The organism is Lacticaseibacillus parahuelsenbergensis (assembly GCF_030770265.1).
Classification (GTDB): domain Bacteria; phylum Bacillota; class Bacilli; order Lactobacillales; family Lactobacillaceae; genus Lacticaseibacillus; species Lacticaseibacillus casei.
In genome coordinates this window covers 1,058,527-1,075,345 of the sequence record NZ_CP132482.1, presented here as the reverse complement: position 1 = coordinate 1,075,345, position 16,819 = coordinate 1,058,527, and the positions used below count along the sequence as shown (strand labels likewise).

At 47.2% G+C, this 16,819-nt stretch carries 13 protein-coding genes; 4 read left to right on the top strand and 9 right to left on the bottom strand.

Annotated features, from left to right (window positions below; all coding sequences use genetic code 11):
• Window positions 1-171: 171 nt before the first annotated feature.
• The 7 genes from LACPH_RS05145 to secA2 form a co-directional block, all read right to left on the bottom strand.
• On the bottom strand, window positions 172-1,032 hold the full coding sequence (locus tag LACPH_RS05145; protein WP_306387379.1) for a hypothetical protein: 861 nt from the start codon (window positions 1,030-1,032) through the stop codon (window positions 172-174).
• Window positions 1,022-2,464 (bottom strand): glycosyltransferase, encoded by a 1,443-nt coding sequence (locus LACPH_RS05140; protein ID WP_274784699.1) that lies wholly within the window; start codon window positions 2,462-2,464, stop codon window positions 1,022-1,024. The genes LACPH_RS05145 and LACPH_RS05140 overlap by 11 nt, the downstream gene beginning before the upstream one ends.
• 14 nt (window positions 2,465-2,478) lie before the next feature.
• Window positions 2,479-3,243, bottom strand: coding sequence for an accessory Sec system protein Asp3 (asp3, locus tag LACPH_RS05135; RefSeq protein ID WP_274784698.1), 765 nt, complete (start codon window positions 3,241-3,243; stop codon window positions 2,479-2,481).
• Window positions 3,244-3,258: 15 nt separating this feature from the next.
• Window positions 3,259-4,893 carry an accessory Sec system protein Asp2 gene (asp2, locus tag LACPH_RS05130; protein WP_306387378.1) on the bottom strand — a complete coding sequence of 545 codons (1,635 nt, stop codon included), beginning with the start codon at window positions 4,891-4,893 and terminating at the stop codon, window positions 3,259-3,261.
• Window positions 4,883-6,520 carry an accessory Sec system protein Asp1 gene (gene asp1, locus LACPH_RS05125; protein WP_274784696.1) on the bottom strand — a complete coding sequence of 546 codons (1,638 nt, stop codon included), beginning with the start codon at window positions 6,518-6,520 and terminating at the stop codon, window positions 4,883-4,885. Before asp1 (LACPH_RS05125) ends, asp2 begins: the two co-directional genes overlap by 11 nt.
• A gap of 13 nt (window positions 6,521-6,533) precedes the next feature.
• Window positions 6,534-7,757, bottom strand: coding sequence for a preprotein translocase subunit SecY (locus tag LACPH_RS05120; RefSeq protein ID WP_049169424.1), 1,224 nt, complete (start codon window positions 7,755-7,757; stop codon window positions 6,534-6,536).
• A gap of 95 nt (window positions 7,758-7,852) precedes the next feature.
• The gene (secA2, locus tag LACPH_RS05115; protein WP_274784695.1) at window positions 7,853-10,243 is read right to left on the bottom strand and encodes an accessory Sec system translocase SecA2; all 2,391 of its coding nucleotides are present in this window, start codon (window positions 10,241-10,243) and stop codon (window positions 7,853-7,855) included.
• Window positions 10,244-10,331: 88 nt separating this feature from the next.
• Here secA2 and LACPH_RS05110 point away from each other — a divergent pair, with 88 nt between their 5' ends.
• From LACPH_RS05110 to LACPH_RS05095, 4 genes are all read left to right on the top strand, one after another.
• Window positions 10,332-10,520 carry a hypothetical protein gene (locus tag LACPH_RS05110; protein ID WP_049169422.1) on the top strand — a complete coding sequence of 63 codons (189 nt, stop codon included), beginning with the start codon at window positions 10,332-10,334 and terminating at the stop codon, window positions 10,518-10,520.
• A 103-nt stretch (window positions 10,521-10,623) separates the two neighbouring features.
• Entirely contained in the window at window positions 10,624-11,547 is a 924-nt protein-coding gene (locus LACPH_RS05105) for a glycosyltransferase family 8 protein (protein ID WP_274784694.1), read from the top strand.
• An 89-nt stretch (window positions 11,548-11,636) separates the two neighbouring features.
• The gene (locus LACPH_RS05100; protein ID WP_274784693.1) at window positions 11,637-12,536 is read left to right on the top strand and encodes a glycosyltransferase family 8 protein; all 900 of its coding nucleotides are present in this window, start codon (window positions 11,637-11,639) and stop codon (window positions 12,534-12,536) included.
• A 30-nt stretch (window positions 12,537-12,566) separates the two neighbouring features.
• Entirely contained in the window at window positions 12,567-13,472 is a 906-nt protein-coding gene (locus LACPH_RS05095) for a glycosyltransferase family 8 protein (RefSeq protein WP_274784692.1), read from the top strand.
• Window positions 13,473-13,531: 59 nt separating this feature from the next.
• Here LACPH_RS05095 and LACPH_RS05090 read toward each other — a convergent pair whose 3' ends face one another.
• Window positions 13,532-15,073: a glycosyltransferase gene (locus LACPH_RS05090; protein WP_306387374.1), complete on the bottom strand. Its 1,542-nt coding sequence runs from the start codon at window positions 15,071-15,073 to the stop codon at window positions 13,532-13,534.
• Window positions 15,074-15,081: 8 nt separating this feature from the next.
• Window positions 15,082-16,602 carry an accessory Sec system glycosyltransferase Asp1 gene (asp1, locus tag LACPH_RS05085; protein ID WP_274784690.1) on the bottom strand — a complete coding sequence of 507 codons (1,521 nt, stop codon included), beginning with the start codon at window positions 16,600-16,602 and terminating at the stop codon, window positions 15,082-15,084.
• Window positions 16,603-16,819: the final 217 nt, after the last annotated feature.

Below are 16,819 nucleotides of genomic sequence, written 5' to 3'. Positions count from 1 at the left end.
CTGACAATCCTGCTTCTTCGCTTCTACGCATTCGTGATAAGGACCTGTTTTTAATCCTCAGCAATAGCTCACGATAATATTTTTCACAACAAAAAGACGCTTAGATCGCTTTTTTGATCTGAGCGCCTGGGTTGTAAATTGATCGGTCTCACAGATTATTTTTTGACAATGTTACCGCGCTTCCGTGACCACTTTGGCTTTGTCTAGCGGCACATCTCTTAGTGCTAACGCATTATAACTTGCCTGATCCATTTGTACCTCGTGAATATAAGCAATCTCGTTGGTCAAAATAGCCATTAAATTGCCACGCACTTCGGAATTCTCGTCAAATGGCGATTCCGACAGTCGTAAAACGTTATGCGACTTGGCATGTCGCAGTGCCGTCATTTCCAATCCCATGTAACGGGTTATGGCCGTGTCCTCCGGTTTCAGAAAACGCGCAACTTCGCCTTCCCGAAAAGCCTCAATGTCGTCATAGCGACGCAATTCATGCCCACTCAAAGGATCCTCGACGGTAATAAGGTTGATCGCACCTTCATAGAAAAATTCCCGGATCACAACTTTTCCATCGCGATTTAAAAACTGAATTTCCTGAATATCGTCATTATAGTAAAAAAGATTGCTGTAATGATTGCCATCAAACGAATATTCCTCAATCAAGTCTTTAGTGTTATCTAAGTACTGGTAGCGCAACTCCTTGACTGCCCGGCGCGTACCGGCATAGGTCACCATCGAGCCAATCGTTTCGCCTTCACTAATAAGTGAAATGGTACCATCTTCGTTCATGTAAACCGCCGTGCCTTCAGGAACCGGTGCTTTGTCAAAAAACATATACTTGTGATCGATGTAACGCCGCTGGGTAATCGTGTCGATTAAATCCACGCCTTGGAGGTGTTCATCTTTTAAGAACCCATAGAAACCGGGCAGCGGGCCCAAGACTAGCAACTGGGTATTGGTTTGCTTAAGTACTGCCTTGTGGGCATCCCAGCCAGGTTGGCCGGTTTCCAGCTGATTGACAATTTCATAGTTCATCGAGCATCTTCCTCCATTCTCCTGCAATTCGGTGATCCTGAAAGGCTGCGACCGAGCTAAACGTCTGACCGCACAGTTTCTGGTAATCTGCTGCTTTCAAGCGCTTCAGACCCGTCACCATTTGATCGACATTGTACTGGGTATCATCCCGCTTGAAGTCCTGCAAAAAGCCGTTGACATTGTCCTTGATTAATTCCATGGCGCCAAAACGCGCCTTGTAAGTCACGACGGGCAGGCCGGCATTCAGCGCTTCAATGTATGTTAAACCAAACCCTTCAGAGAACGAGGCCGACACGAATGCATCGTATTTAGGATAAAGCTTATCCAATTGATTGGTCTGGCCTTTCATCTTGACATAATCACCGGCATGTAGTTTATCAATCAACTGATTCAGCTTCATCTCTTCACCACCACCGCCATAAATATCAAGCGTGTAGTGAACACCGTCTTTGTTCAGAGCCGCAACTGCTCGGATAATTAAGTCAATATGTTTTTCAGAGGCAAGTCGAGAAGCCGTAATTAAGCGAATCGGATCACCCACGGCTGTTTTAACCGGTGCTGTCTTCTGATCACGCACACCGCCAACCGGAATCGCGACAAACTTTTTCGCATACTGAGGAAAATCACGGATAAGATCCTCGCGCTGCAATTTGGTTGCGACTACCACGCGATCGACCCGATTCAGCCGGGTTAATAAGTACTCGTAATGATTGTTCCACAGCGGGTTTTTCGGGTCATCCCGATCAGACAGATGATCAGCGTGAACGATATTGACAATGTGACTGCCAACTGGGCGGTGATAGTCAATCGCCATCTCGACCCCTTCACCACGATCAATGATGAAGGTGCTGTTATGCCCAAAGAAGTCGTTAAGCTTATTCATGAAATAACGAATCATCAACACTTCATTGGCGAAGAAAAGATGCTGCCCGTTTTGGTTATAGAGATGGATGTCTTTCATCAACATCCCGCGATGCTGATCGTCAACGTACGAGAACATCACCCGTTTTTCGCCGGTGCGCTGATTGAAGATTTCGGTGCGCCCGGTACTGACGAGCAGGACATTACTCTTTTTGTGTTTGTCAGGATACTTAACCAAGTGATTGACGATCCGTAGGCCACCACTCGTGATGTACTCCTGAATCCGATATGTATTCGTCCCATCGATCAAGGTATGATCCTTCGGGGTGATCAAATCTTCAATGCCATGACGCAGATAATCGTCACCAAATGTAAAATATTCCCAAATATTAATCATTTTGCGATTTTTAATCTGCCATTTTGCCATTGCCTCGCGTAGTTCGCGCACCACGTCCAACATGACAAACCGGTAGTCGATGCCTAACCGGTCAAATAACTTGGCGCGGTAGAATTCGGCATGCTCGACACCGGAATTGCCAATGCCCATGGCCCGATTCATGAAAAAAATCATTTACCTTTACCCCTTCACTTTTCAATTTTTTTGGAAAATGCCGCTCGTAATGCCTGCCGCAAGTGACCGAGATGGCGGCCAACCTGGTATGCAACGGTTAACGAACCAAATGCCGGATCGAATTCAGCTTTTAAAAATGCCGCCGTCTCCTGGCACCACTGCGGATCAAGCAATTGTTTAGCATTGGCAGCTACCACAAAAATCGTTCGCGCTGCTTGCGGCAACCATAACGGCTTGGTCAGGCTGCTGCGCTCTGTTATCCCCAAAACTTGCGGTTCATCGGTTTGCTTACGCGCACGAAAAGTCACCAACGCATGGTTTAAATTCACCGCTATATCAAAATGGTTATAAACAGATACTGGGATAATCATACCATAATGAAAAATGACCTGTTCATGGCGCATATTTTTTAAGCGAATTTCATATGCAGTCGCTGTAAGTGGAAAAGTAAAGGTCCCTTTGCCGTCCTCGAAAACTTCCGACCCGACTTCCAACCCGGAAGCGTCGGTAAAGACAATCTGACAGAAGACACTGTCCTCCTTCACTTCCCAGTTGAGAGCCAGCGCATAAGTTTCTCCAGGCGTTAAAACCGGCAATTCTGCCAGTTGCAGATTATGTTCAAAGTCTTTAGTAGTCGTCCACACGTGAATGGTTTTACCCGGTGGCATCATGGGTGCTTCGAATTGGACGGTACCATCTGCCATGTATGTCACCTGCGCACCATAATTAAAGGTCGTATCCAGCATCCGGCGCCAGAAAAACAAATAAGCAGTCTCCATTGTTGCCTCTTTTCCCTAGAATGAGCGCCCGAATTCCTGCGTTAAAATCATATGATATTGCCGCAGGAACCAGGCATTCACCTCGTTGGTATTGTCGTTATGCCGCCCGTGCAGTCCGATATGCAACACCCGATTATGCTGCTGGCGGCGATTCAGCCACTTAACGATTTCATCAAACGCATGATGTTCGTAATCGTCATCCAGCATATGGGCAATCGCAAAAAGCGTGTGATCAAACTTCCCGCCAGAAATCGTTTGCCAAATGCGTTGGTTAATTTTTTTGGCGCTTTCATGAGTAGCGCTGCCATTAAACATCATTAGCATATCAAAAGCAGTCGCAAAATCGGCACTGCGCCGCACCCGGCCATTCTCGGCGATTGTCCCTAGATTAATCAGCGGCTTACCAACCAAAATCGCCCGTGGATCTAACTTGGCGCCATAATATAACGCCCCAAGCGTGCCCATCGACAGCCCGGACAGAATCAACTGATCCGGCCGAAAACCCAAACGCTTCAAGGTCGCCTGAATCATTTCAACAACCTGATTCTCAAGCTGCGGATCACCAAGATAAAAGGCTCCCCCTTCCAACCGCGCATCGCTGAACAGCAAGAAGGGATTACGCATCGCTTTCATCATGAAGTTACCTTCAAACCCTTCAGCCGACCGATAACCGGAAAAGTAAACCGACAGTGGCGGCTTCAAATCACCGGCGTCAAAGTAACTCAACAGCTCACCATCCAATGGCTTAACAGCTTTCAACCGTTTGCCACCGATAAACATCGTGCCATAACTGCCGCGACTGCGCCGTAAGTGAACCTGCCTGATTTTGACCGTTCCACTGCCTTTGGCCATCAAGGTGATGTTGACAAACCGGAACCCGGCTTTCGTGTCTAAGATCGTATCATCACGAAATGCCGATAGTGGAATGAGTTTCTTTTGGGCGATCTGAAAGTTTTGCGGGTTCACCATTTGCAGTTTGGCCCAGACTTCGACATCCCCAGCGGTCTCACATTCAATTGAAATGGCAATGGCTTCCATTTGCCCAATCCCTAGTGAGCCGCGCCAATAAACAGCCGGTTGCAAATCGCGGCCAAAATCCCCTTTTAACGTCACCCCGACACTGCCTTGCTGCATAACACTTCCGGAAAAGCCATCGGCAATTTCGATACGGCCAAAAGGCACCCGAATACCCCATTGCGCCGGATAAAAGAATAAAACGATCTGTTCGCCTAATTGGTCTAAATGATCTAACGAAATTGGGTGTGCTTGTTTTAAATCCAAAATGTGAATGATTTCCGGTGTTAACGATAACGTTTCATCATACATGATGGTGTTAGCAGGCAGGCCGATCAGTTGGTCGGGTTGCTTTAACACGGCTGCGCCTTCTGTAATGATGAACAACGCTGTCGCATATTCGCGGCGTAACTGTGTCATGTCTGCATTCTGCCACAAAGAAATGGGTAGCTGGTCGGTTTTTTTCTCTGGTTCACCTTCCGAATCGCTTTTGTCCGGCTGAGTCGCTGGCGGGGTCGGCGCGGTATTAAAGGCAGCGTTTGAAATAAACTCAAAAGCAAAGTCCTTCGTGAGATGTTCCTGCAGTGGTATTGCCTGCGTCCCCAGCTGTAAAACGGGATAAGAATTATCTGCCATGGGTCAAAACCTTCTTCCATAAGCGCATCAACTGGTCATCATCATGCCGATCGATCAATTTGACATTCGCCACCACTGTGCGATTCCAAGCGGACAATTGATCCAAATAACCAGACAGCGCGTCAGCCAACGCACGATCCTGATCGATGATGCGGCCATTAACGCCATCTTGAACATAACCGGTCTCATGCCGATTAATTTGCGGGATTGCCACACTGATCGCACCAATCTGCAACAACAAATTAGGTTGATCGCCTAAATCAACCAACAACCGACTGCTATGCAGCCACTGCTTCAACTGACCGACTTCCGGATCGACTGCGTAATGAAGATGCGTCAACATTTGGAAAACCTGAAATGCCGTTTGCTGAATCTTGAGGGCTTTTTGATTAGCAGCTCGATCCGCTGCCGAATCGGTTTGCGCCAGTGGCAGCGGCATTTGGGCATTTTCAACCGTCACATTGTCGCCAGCATGCGCTTGGTCGTCCTGCCACTTTTGGATCGTCTTGGTAATTTCAGCAAACATGCCTGAGTCAGGACTAATGCCTTGAAGATTCGCGAAAAAGTTAATGGCCAGTTGTTGCAGATGCGCCACTTGATCATCATTGTCAGCAACCACAACCAATCGCCGCCGATTCTCCTGGCTCAACATAGCCAATAACTGCGGGAAAACAACTGCCAAACGTTCGGCATTGAACTGATTGACATACCACATCACGGTCGTTTCATCCGTTTCGTTGCTGACCCCTAAAGCCAGCGTGGTAGCGTAAGGCGGGATGACCTGAATCTTTTGGTCAGCACCGGTGCCGAGTTGTTTCTTTAATTGTTCGGCATAGTGATCGGTCGGCGAAATAATCTCCGTTGCCTGTTCCGCCACCGCCCGGACAGATTGCCGTTCCTGCCTGGCTAAATGTTCTTCAACCAACATGGTCACTGGATAACCTGCCATAATGGCTTTTAACATGGGTTGCGCCATCCCTGCCATGGCAACGATATGCGGATCGGCTGCCATGGCTAAATGCTCGTTCAGTTTTTCCAAAATAACCTGATCCAGGTTCGCATATTGGTGCTGCTTGAATCGGCGTGCTGCTTGTGTGCCAATCGTGACTTGACCGGATGCTTCTTCGGTCATCACAATGCTTCCGGTTAAGTCATACCAAACGCGCCGAATGACCTTGCCTTGAGCGTCAAAAAACCGACTGTAACTCCAAAAGCCGCGATCATCATAAACCCGCTCTTCTTTACCGATAGCCCCTTCAGGAAATTCAACACTCAGAATAAAGCCAGTCTTAAATGTCTTGATCACCGCATACAACTCATCCTGCCGATTGAGCGTCACCTGACTCTGCGAAAAGATCCGTTCAACATCCGCCGGCATCCCTAAATCTTCGAGATCAACCGGTTGCCCCGCTTGAAATGGTACGTCCTGAATCGCATCAAAGACTGACCACCACCGTTCAGATAAGAGATCATTTTCTTTTAAAGTTCGGCGCAGCCAAGGCTCTGGCCGCAAAAAGAGCAATTCAAATGGTTGATCGTGCGCGCTGAATAGGTGCGCCAAGTTAACCATCGACTCTTCTTCTAGCAGCTTTGGCATTTGGGGCCAATTCGGCAGCAAATAAAGCATAGTTTCCTCCCTGTCAGATAACCTGATAACGATTCTTATACCAAAGGGCGCGCATTTGTGAATCCACCGTGTCCATGATGGTGACTAAGATCAAAATCTGCCCCAGCATCACTGAATAATTCGCTACAGGCGGATATTTGAGGCCAATAATCAACGGGGTAATCGCAATTACCACAAGAATCGAATTGCCCCAAACCGACATGAGTGAAAAATGGCGTAGCAAGAAGCGGTTGGTCATTTCGCCCGGCACCTGGTCAATAATGTAGTCGCCGCTTTCCTTGAGATTTTTCGCCAACTTACTCGGCTGCATGTTCATGTACCCAAATGCGTAGCCCAAGAAAATCATGACCATCGCATACGAAAAGATCCCTTGTGGTGTGTTATACGAAAACCACTTGATAATCTGCCGTTGCCACTCACTGGTGGGCCCGACGGTTTGGTTTACAAAATAAGTCGGCAACGTGAACAAAGACGAAGAAAACATAAACGGCATAGACCCGGCCACCAATAACCGAATAGGCAAATACGACTTGGCTAACTCGTTTTCCAGTAAAGGCCGCTCAATTGGAATATGTAATTCAGCTTCGTTGATGATCGTCATCACCACAATGAACACCAACACAACGATGCCCGCAATGATGTACTCCTGTTCCGAAATCGGATGGCGGCGTTGATAAAAACCACTGTTTAAAACATTGGGCAGTGAAAATACCAGCGATGGAATAATCAACGCCACTGAGCTACCCACCCCTTTGGCCATATTCAAATCAGCCAGCCAGGTGGTAAACATCGCGCCACCGATCAAAATGATCCAAACCAGCACCAAACCAAAATTAAAACTGAACCCGGGCAGATAGATCGGCTTAATGGCACTGCGCATCACATAAACCATTTCAAAACCTTGAATAAAGGCAAAGAACAACGTGATGAACCGTTGGGCAATCCCTGATTTTCGCAGCGTCCAGCGCTGTACCTGCTCATCAAACAGCATTTGAATGGCCTGCCACACAATCATGCCAGTCATATATGGCCGCATGCCTAAAGATAGAATGGTGGCATTTTGCAACTGACTGCCGGTCGCACCGGCAACCAGCTGCAAAAACGGCACTGATTTAAGTTGTTCGCTGGCTGAAGCAATGTCCGTTCCTGGCAATAAAACCAGCTGACCCAAAGCCACGATACCTAAAATTAATGCTGTCCATAATGAGCGGATCAACATGTCGTGCTTATTACTCACTAAAAAATGCCTCCTCAACCACGGGTTCACGGACTGCAAAACGGCAATCACACTGACAACCTGTCTACTCACGGCAATCGTGCTGTCAACTTCCCTTAAGCTTCCGGGAAACCGACTTGAACACTGCCATTGGGATTCTTGTGAATGGTCGATAACATCAGGTTTTTAACCGCACGCTGGGCAAAATCGCCAGTCATGCGGTGAAACGCATCCCGCGCGTCTTTTTGATATTCAAAGAAAGGATTATGTTGCGCCGATGCGCGCGAATTAGCCGTGGATCGCAACTGCTGCAAAGTATCGACCTGCTCGATCCACGCCGTATCAAGTGCCTTAAGCAGTGACACCTTTTCGAAATAATCAAACTGATCCTGCGATGGCAACAATTGGTGTTGGGCCTGTAACTGTTGATCCATTAGCTGGCGCAAAAAGGGCTTGACCGTTTTTTTAGTCTGCCGCGGTCGCAATCCCTCGACAGCGGGAATGGTCATGCTATCCGTAATGAGTTGGGCGCTGATGACATTCAAAATAAAGTCCATCATTTGATCTTCATTTAGTTGATGATGATCCGCCAAAAATTCATCGATTGTTCGATTCAACAGTTTGTCAACTGCCGCCTCTAAGTTCTGACTAGCCTGTATTTCGTCACGCGTCCGATAAATTGTCTCCCGTTGAATCCGCATGACTTCGGAAAACTCCAACGTTTGAAAGCGTGAATCCCGTCCTGACCGTTCCGAAGCCGCTTGTGCATGATTAATGAGCCGACGAAAGCGATGGCCCGTTAACGGTTGCGGCAGCTTTTCAGCGTGTCCGCGGTATTTTCGCCGAAACTTTTTCAGCCAATTCGGGCCATGTTCAAGCAAGATCCGGTCTTCCAGCGAGGCAAAGAACACCGTTTCGCCCGGTGCGCCTTGCCGCCCAGCGCGGCCCCGCAGTTGATTGTCAATCCGAGCATTGCCCATACGCTCGGTGCCAATGACGAGTAAGCCGCCTTTTTCGACCACGCCTTTACCTAAATGAATATCGGTCCCGCGCCCGGCCATCGATGTCGCCACGGTGATCGTTCCCGGTTGGCCAGCTTCTTTGACAATCATGGCTTCTTTTGAAGCACTGCGCGCGTTTAACAAGTTGTGCGGAATGCCGGCTTTTAGCAATACCCGCGAGTATAGATTCGACATGGTCACGGAACCGGTTTCGATCAGCACAGGGCGTTTCTCCGCATAAGCCTGTTTCACCATGTCAACAGAGGCATAAATTTTATGTTCCGTATCGAGGAAAAGACGATCCGGCTTGTCTTGGCGAATATTCGGTTTATGCGTGGGAATAATGACCACGTCCAAATGGTACGACTCACGAAACTCGGCCGCGTCTGTTTTTGCTGTTCCTGTCATGCCACACAAATGGGTAAACATGCGAAACAGATTCTGGTACGTGATTGACGCCATTGAGCGGGTCTGGTCCGAAATCGGCAGGTGCTCTTTAGCCTCGATCGCCTGATGCTGGCCGGCTTCCAGGCGCATCCCCTGCAACTCGCGCCCGTTGGTGATATCCAGCAATTTTACCTCATGATCAACAACCACATAATCGCGATTACGAATGAATAAAAACTGGGCTTTCAAAGCTAACACCAAGTGTCGGTATAAATCCCGCCATTTAGCCGACAACAAATGGTCAACGCCAAAATAAACTTCCAGCAACGCGATGCCGGCCTCAGTAAACCAAACCTTTTTCTTATCGTCACTGAGCACATAGTCACGGTCAGCTTGTAACAATGGGATCACTTCGGCCGCCAACAGAAAATAATTCGACTGAACGCGTGGCGCGCCGGAAATCACCAACGGCGTTTGGGCCATATCCAGCAAGACCGCATCAATTTCATCAAGTAACGCAAAGCGAAAATGCGTTAAATACTTCGGCTTTTCAGGGCCGGACAGGTTGTCTAATAAATAATCAAAGCCCAGCGTACTGTTGGTGGTGTACACAATGTCGTGCTGATAAATATCATCGACATCCCGATCTTCATCTTCCTGGCCTTCTTTGGAAACGCCGGCCGTTACTGAAACACCGAGCCACCGATAGACGCGGCCCATATCTTCAGCATCACGATTTGCCAAATAAGCATTGGCCGTAATCAAAAAAGTCCCCGGACCCGCCAAGCCGTTGAGGTACATCGGCATCGTCGCCGTCAGCGTCTTACCTTCCCCCGTTTTCATTTCTGCCACATTGCCAAATTGCATAGCGAGTGCGCCTAAGACCTGTTCATAAAACGGTTCCATCCCCAGCACCCGCCGATCTGCCTCGCGGACAACCGCAAAGGCCGGCACCATAATGCTGGCCAACGATTTTCCGGATTTCAAGGCTTCACGAAAATGCAGGGTCTGCGCCTTCAGTTCCTTATCCGACATCGCGCGATAAATATCCCGTTTTGCGATAACTTGTTTCGCCAGTTTAACATATTTATGTAATGCCAAATGCTCTCTTAGTTTCAAAAAGCAAACTCCTTTTCAGCTAAGCATGTTCTGGCTTTCTAGAACCACCTATTAATATTAGTCATTTTATAATATAATATAGCTTATCATGTCAAAACCAAAAAAACATACGCTGGATCAAGAAATACACGACCGGTTCAAGGCTGAAAAAAAACAGCTGGTTGATCCTCCTGTTAAGAAAGACCCCGGCCAAACTTTACAAAAAGTCATCGCCGTTGTCATTGCCATTATTGCCGTGGCTGGTGTCATTTACCCGCTTATTTCGATCTTTCAATAAGTGGTCCTTTGATGTGCCTTTTGTCATAAAGATACTATAACACTTGGTACATAATTTCTCAGAAAGCGCGTTAATTTGAGACAGATGGAGGTTTAAAGTCTTCATGAGCAAAAACGTCATCGTTTATTGCGTCACAGGGACCCACTTGCAACTTACCGCCGTGTCCATCGCCACGATCCTTGAACACTATCAAACCAAACGAGACTTACAAATCAATATTGTTTGCAGCGGTGTTCGTCAACCAGACATCGCTTTTATCAAACAATTGCCGGCGATCTATGGCAAACCCATGGTGACGGTCGATTTTTGGTCCATCCCGCAAGAGATTGCCAAAATCAGACCGGATTTCACCATTGGCAGTGGCGTACCGGTGCCGCCGATGGCCATCTGGCGATTGTTTATGCCTAATTACTTCAACAATTACGATCGCATGCTTTACTTAGACAACGACACGATGATCGAAACCGATGTCAGCAATATCTTTGCCCAACTGAATGAGCCATATGTTCTGGCGGCTGTAAGGGACTTTTTGTTTGCGACCGACGTTGGTTACGGCCCTGCCAACTTTAACGCCAAAGAAGCTTATGGTATCGATTCCATGCGCCATTACTTCAATAATGGCGTCATGTTGATTGATGTGGTGAAATTCAATCGGTTAATTCCGGTAAGCCGTTTGTTGCACGTTATCAATACATCGCACTGGCATTTAGCTGATCAGACCATTATCAATATTTTGGCTGCTGGCCACGTTAAATACTTGCCATATCGTTACAATTTCCAACACTCATTGGCATTCTTTGATAATCCCAAGGTTGATTGGGATCCGCAACTTGTCAAAACGGTGACGGATGAGTATCCGCACATTCTGATTCGCCATTTTGCTGGTACCGGCCGCCTCACCTGCCCGTACCAACATGTTCGTCTCGCCGATGAATGGGAGGAAGAATTCTTACGCGTCTTGATTAATGTTAAGCGGCTGAGTTTTAATATCAGTCCGATTCATACGATTCAATCGGAAATCAAGTAGCCTTGTTTTTGATTTCCAGCAGCGTAACAGCATATTAACGCGTTCGCCGACTTCTAACCGCGCCGGCCCACGTTCAGGAGGTTTTTCTTTTGGAGCAGCAGGCGGTTGTCTTCTGCGTGACTGGCCCGCATATTCAACTCACGGCCGTGGCCATCACGACATTGTTACAACATTATCATCAACAAACACCCTTAAAAATTTTAGTCGTCTGCGATCATGTCCTCCAGGCAGATATTGATTTGATTCGGTCATTCCCGCAACAATTGAACCGCCCCGCAGCGTCGATTGATTTTTGGGCGCCACCGGCTTGGGCTAGAGATCTGAAGCCTTATCAAATGCGCGGACGTACCGGTTCAACGCCACCGATGGCTTTCTGGCGAATGTTTTTGCCAGCTTACTTTTCGAACTATCAAAAACTGCTTTACTTGGATAATGACATCATTGTTAATACGGATGTTTCCAAGTTGTTTGACCAGTTAGATGACCAGCACACGCTTGCGGCAGTCCCTGACTTTTTATTCGCAGCTTCCAAAGATTATGAGTTGCCGTCCAAGGTTGATACCATGTATTTATATGGCATGGCCGATATGCAGCATTATTTTAATGGCGGGGTCATTGTCATGAACGTGGCGCGTTATAATGCCAGTTATCAACCCGGAGACATCCTTAAGCTCATTCAAACCACGTCATGGAACCTGGCAGATCAGACGCTGATGAATCTCATGTTTCAAGAAAGCACGTTGCTATTGCCTTATCGTTACAATTATCAACATAGCAAAAAATATTTCACCGATCCTTATCACTGGGATCCCGAGCGCATCCGACCAATGCTGGCGGCTTACCCACACATTGCCATTCGTCACTTCGCCGGTGAAGGCCCGGTTTCGGCACCTTACCAGCATGTCGCGCTCCATGACGAGTGGGAAGCAACTTTTTGGCAGGCCTTGCATCAAGTCAGGCTGCTGGCATCAAAGGCCAGTCAATTATGATATTTCAGCAAAAATTCTGGAGGCTTCTGAATGAGTGAAAATGCCGTTGTTTTCTGCGTCACCCGACTTCATCTTCAATTAACCGCCGTGGCGATCACGTCGATTTTGGAAAATTATCAAAATACCCTGCCATTACAGATTCTGGTTGTCTGTGAGGATGTCCAGCAACCGGATATCGACTATATTAAAACCCTGCCCCAAAAGTTTGGTTTACCGCAAGTCACCGTCGACTTTTGGAGTAAACCCAGCGAAGTCGATCAAATATCGCCGGACTTTACAATTGGCGAAGGTGTGCCGGTCCCGCCCATGGCAATTTGGCGGCTGTTTACCCCTAATTATTTTGCCAACTATCAGAAGCTGCTTTACTTAGATAATGACGTGATTGTCAAAACCGATGTCAGCCGTTTGTTTGACTTGTTGGACGAGCACCATGTTCTGGCAGCCGTTCCCGATTTTTTGTTTGCGGCTTCCAAAAACTACTACGAGGATCAATATCCGGCCGAAGAACTCTACGGCATGAAATCCATGCGGCACTACTTCAATAATGGCATGATGATTATTAACACCGCTCAGTTCAACCAAATGATTCCGGTCGACAAGCTGATCACAACCATCAACACGACCCACTGGCATTTAGCCGACCAGACAATTCTCAATATTCTTCTTGAAGGCCACGTGCAGCTTTTGCCGTGGCGCTTCAATTATCAACACGATCTCACTTACTTACACAATCCTGATTATCACTGGGATCCGCAATTGGTGCAAAAGATCATTGACGACTATCCGCGGATTGTCATTCGCCACTTTGCCGGCAGCGGATTTTTAGCATTACCTTACGAGCACGTTCAGGTCAGCGATGAATGGGATCTGGAATTTTGGCGTCTGCTTGAAAAAGTCAAAAAAGCCAGTCGGGTAAGCCGTCCCAGTCAAGACTAGTTTCCAGAAAACAAAGAGGTTCAGTCATCAGTAGCCGTTGATGATTGAACCTCTTTGTTTTATTTATTTTGGATTTTGCCATCAACCGGCACCTGAAGATCATCCAAAAATGCCCGCCATTTTGCCACAACATGAGCTTTTGAATACGTCTGCGCCAGTTTCTTAGCCGCCACACTCTGTGCCTGCCACAAGTCCGCATCGGTCAAAACCTGGGTCAGACGGTTGGCCAAAGTTGTCCGATCATTGAGTGGCACTAAGAAGCCATTTTGGCCATCTTTGATTTGCTCGTTGATGCCGTAATGCACATCGTAAGCCACAGCAGGCATGCCGTGAGCTAGGCTTTGCATCAAGGCGAGGTTAAAGCCTTCATAATAACCGGTTAAGGCCAAAACCGTTCCTTGGTCAAACGGTTCACTTAAGTCAGGCACATAGCCCATAAACTGCACATGATCTTGCAGGTGCGCTTCAGCAACCTGTTTTTGCAACTTCTGATAATACGATTGGTCGTTGACGTAGCCATAAATTTCCAGTTGAACGTCCGGGACCCGCTGTTGAATTGATTGAAGTGCATCAATGAGTTGATCTAGTTGCTTTTCCGGGTGAATGCGGGCAACGCTGATGATTGTGTGCTTTTTCCGGTGGTTTAGCGGTACAGGCGATTTTTCTAAAAGCGTAGACTCGTTATACGATGGTGGAATGGCCCAGGTTTTGACGCCGGAACGTTGGTGTAAATCAGCTGCTTGGCTTTTGGTGGCGGTCACAAAGCCGATGACGCTTTCCGGATGATCGATTTCCTGCTGGACGCGATCCACGTATGGACTTTTCATCGGATCATTAGGATCTTGGGTGTGGGCGGAGTGCCGAACCGCAATGATTTTGGGATGGGTGGTCATAGCAAACAACGGTGCGTCCCCCATTTCCGGCCAGTCAGCAAAGAAATAGACAGGCTGGCCGATCGCCTGCAAACGCGATAAGAAGTCGGTTATCAGCTCCTGCCGCGTCGTGAAGATGCTGAGGCCATCATCCGTTTGAAGGGTAGTTTCCTGCAACACGTTATGCCCGTTATCGTCTTTTTGGTAGGTATTTTCATAACCTACCTTGCCATCTGGACGCATCATTTGTTCTGTCGTCAGATAGCCCTCTTCATCAAAGATATGCCGCATCGATAAAAACCCACGCACATCATAATAGTCTGTCTGCAGTAATTGATCGCGGTGCCCGTAGAAATCGATTTTATCGATCTGATCTGGCGCAAATGGATACCCTGAGTCCGGCTTAGCTAAAGTCACCGTCACGACCCGATAACGTCCCTTGTAATAATGTACTTGTCGTTCTTGGCGAACCGGGGTGACTAAATTACCAAAATCAAGATCAGCCAGCGTCCGCCGCGGGCCATGATAAAGAACGGCTTGCTGAAAAAAATCATTCATATTGATGCAATCTTCGGCCGCAATGCCGGCTCTGAAGCGATTCAAATCGCTGAACCGATTATAGATGGTAGATATGATTTTAACCGGCACACCCATTTCTTTAAAAAGGCGATAACGTTGGCGAATGGCATAATCAATGCCTGAGAATTCATAACGGATCACATCTGTCATTAAATAAATCATTTATTCTGCTCCCTTGCTGGTTGAATAAATTGATCCTGCCATGCCTGCCACACTTTGTTCTCGCTGAACCGCGCCGCACTCGCATATGCTCCGTCACTCAATTGGCGAAGAAGTTGGTTGTCCTTGAACAATGCAATCGCCTTTTCTGCAAGTGCATGAACATCGCCATTCTTGACGATATAACCACTTTTCCCATCCATAATGATGTCGCTGGGACCATAATTAACGTCGTAACTGATGGCAGGAACACCGTGCGACTGCGCCTCTAGCAGCGCTAAACCAAACCCTTCATAGCGGCTGGAAATCAGCATCAATTGTGCGTTGTTATAGGCACTGGTTAAGTCCGGCGTGTAGGCAACAAACGTAACCGCATCGTGCAAGTGTGCATCATCGACTTGCTTTTGCAACTGATCCATTAATTTTTGATCATTGATGTAGCCATGAATGCTTAACGTTGCATCTGGAACAGCCTGTCTTATCTGAACAAAGGCGCTGATCGTGTCCTCGAGTCGCTTTTGTTCATGAATCCTGGAGACACTGATAATATGATGCGATTGCCGCTTGTCGAAGGGAACGTGTTTTTCTGCCAGCGTTTGATCAGTAACAAATCCAGCCGGAACCGTTTTAATCGGGAAGCTTTTAACTCGCTTTGCAATCATCGAAGACTGCTTATGCGTTGAAGTAAACAGCCCCTGGAACCGCGACGCCTCCTTTATTTCTGCACCAAGTGTTTCACTCAGCGCACTGGTTAATGGGGCATCAGCCGCAGTATGCACGTTATGCCAAAATGAAATCGTATAGACACACTGCTGCATGTGATAAATACCCGGATCCACCGCATACGAACGGTCAGCAATCATTCCTTCCGCATCTTGCTTGACTAACTGATCATAAAAGAACCCTGTCAACTCGTCATCCGAATCAAAATAATAGGATCGTGCATGATAACGCAACCAGATTCGTTCAGCCTGATCTCCTTTTACATTCTGGAATTGCTTGACAATGACCGGCACACCCGCGGCATCATAAAACACTTGGCGGTTATGCCCTCCTGAAGCAGCGTAATAAATAGAACTCGACAAAAAGCCCCGGACATCATACAAATCCTTACGTTGCAGTTTGCCATTTGCGCCATAATACTCAACCCGTTCGATCTGGCCCTCTTCATAAAAAGTATAATCCGTGAACGTCCAGACCTGCATCACTTTTTGACCATTGCGACGATAGATGATGTTCGTGCCATTGTCTTCTGCGTCAGCATTCACAACTTTAAAATTCGCGATATTTTCTCGAAGGCCATGATAAAATGTGCGGTTTTGAAAAAAATCATACAGATTGACAACATCATCAGGCATTAATGATTCGCGCGTTAAATACAAGTACTGATACCGGGCATAAGTGAACGTTGCGATTTTAGCCGGAACATTGTGCTTTTGAAACAGGATCAAGCGCTTCATCTGAGCATTCTCGATGCCTGAGTTATTATAATCAATTGCCGATGTTAAGAAGTAAAACATAAGCAGCTCCTTCTCGTAAAAGCCAATGAGCATTATGCATAAGAATCGAATTTGAACAATTTATTACATTCATAATTTTAGCACAGATATACGTTTTCTTAATTCCTGATGGCGCTGTTTTCAATAAAAAAGCATCCGGTTTGATTATACGATTTGACTCGTTCATCAAACAAAATGCTTTTTTGGAGAGCGTGAGCCAGCCCGCTTAGAAACCGGA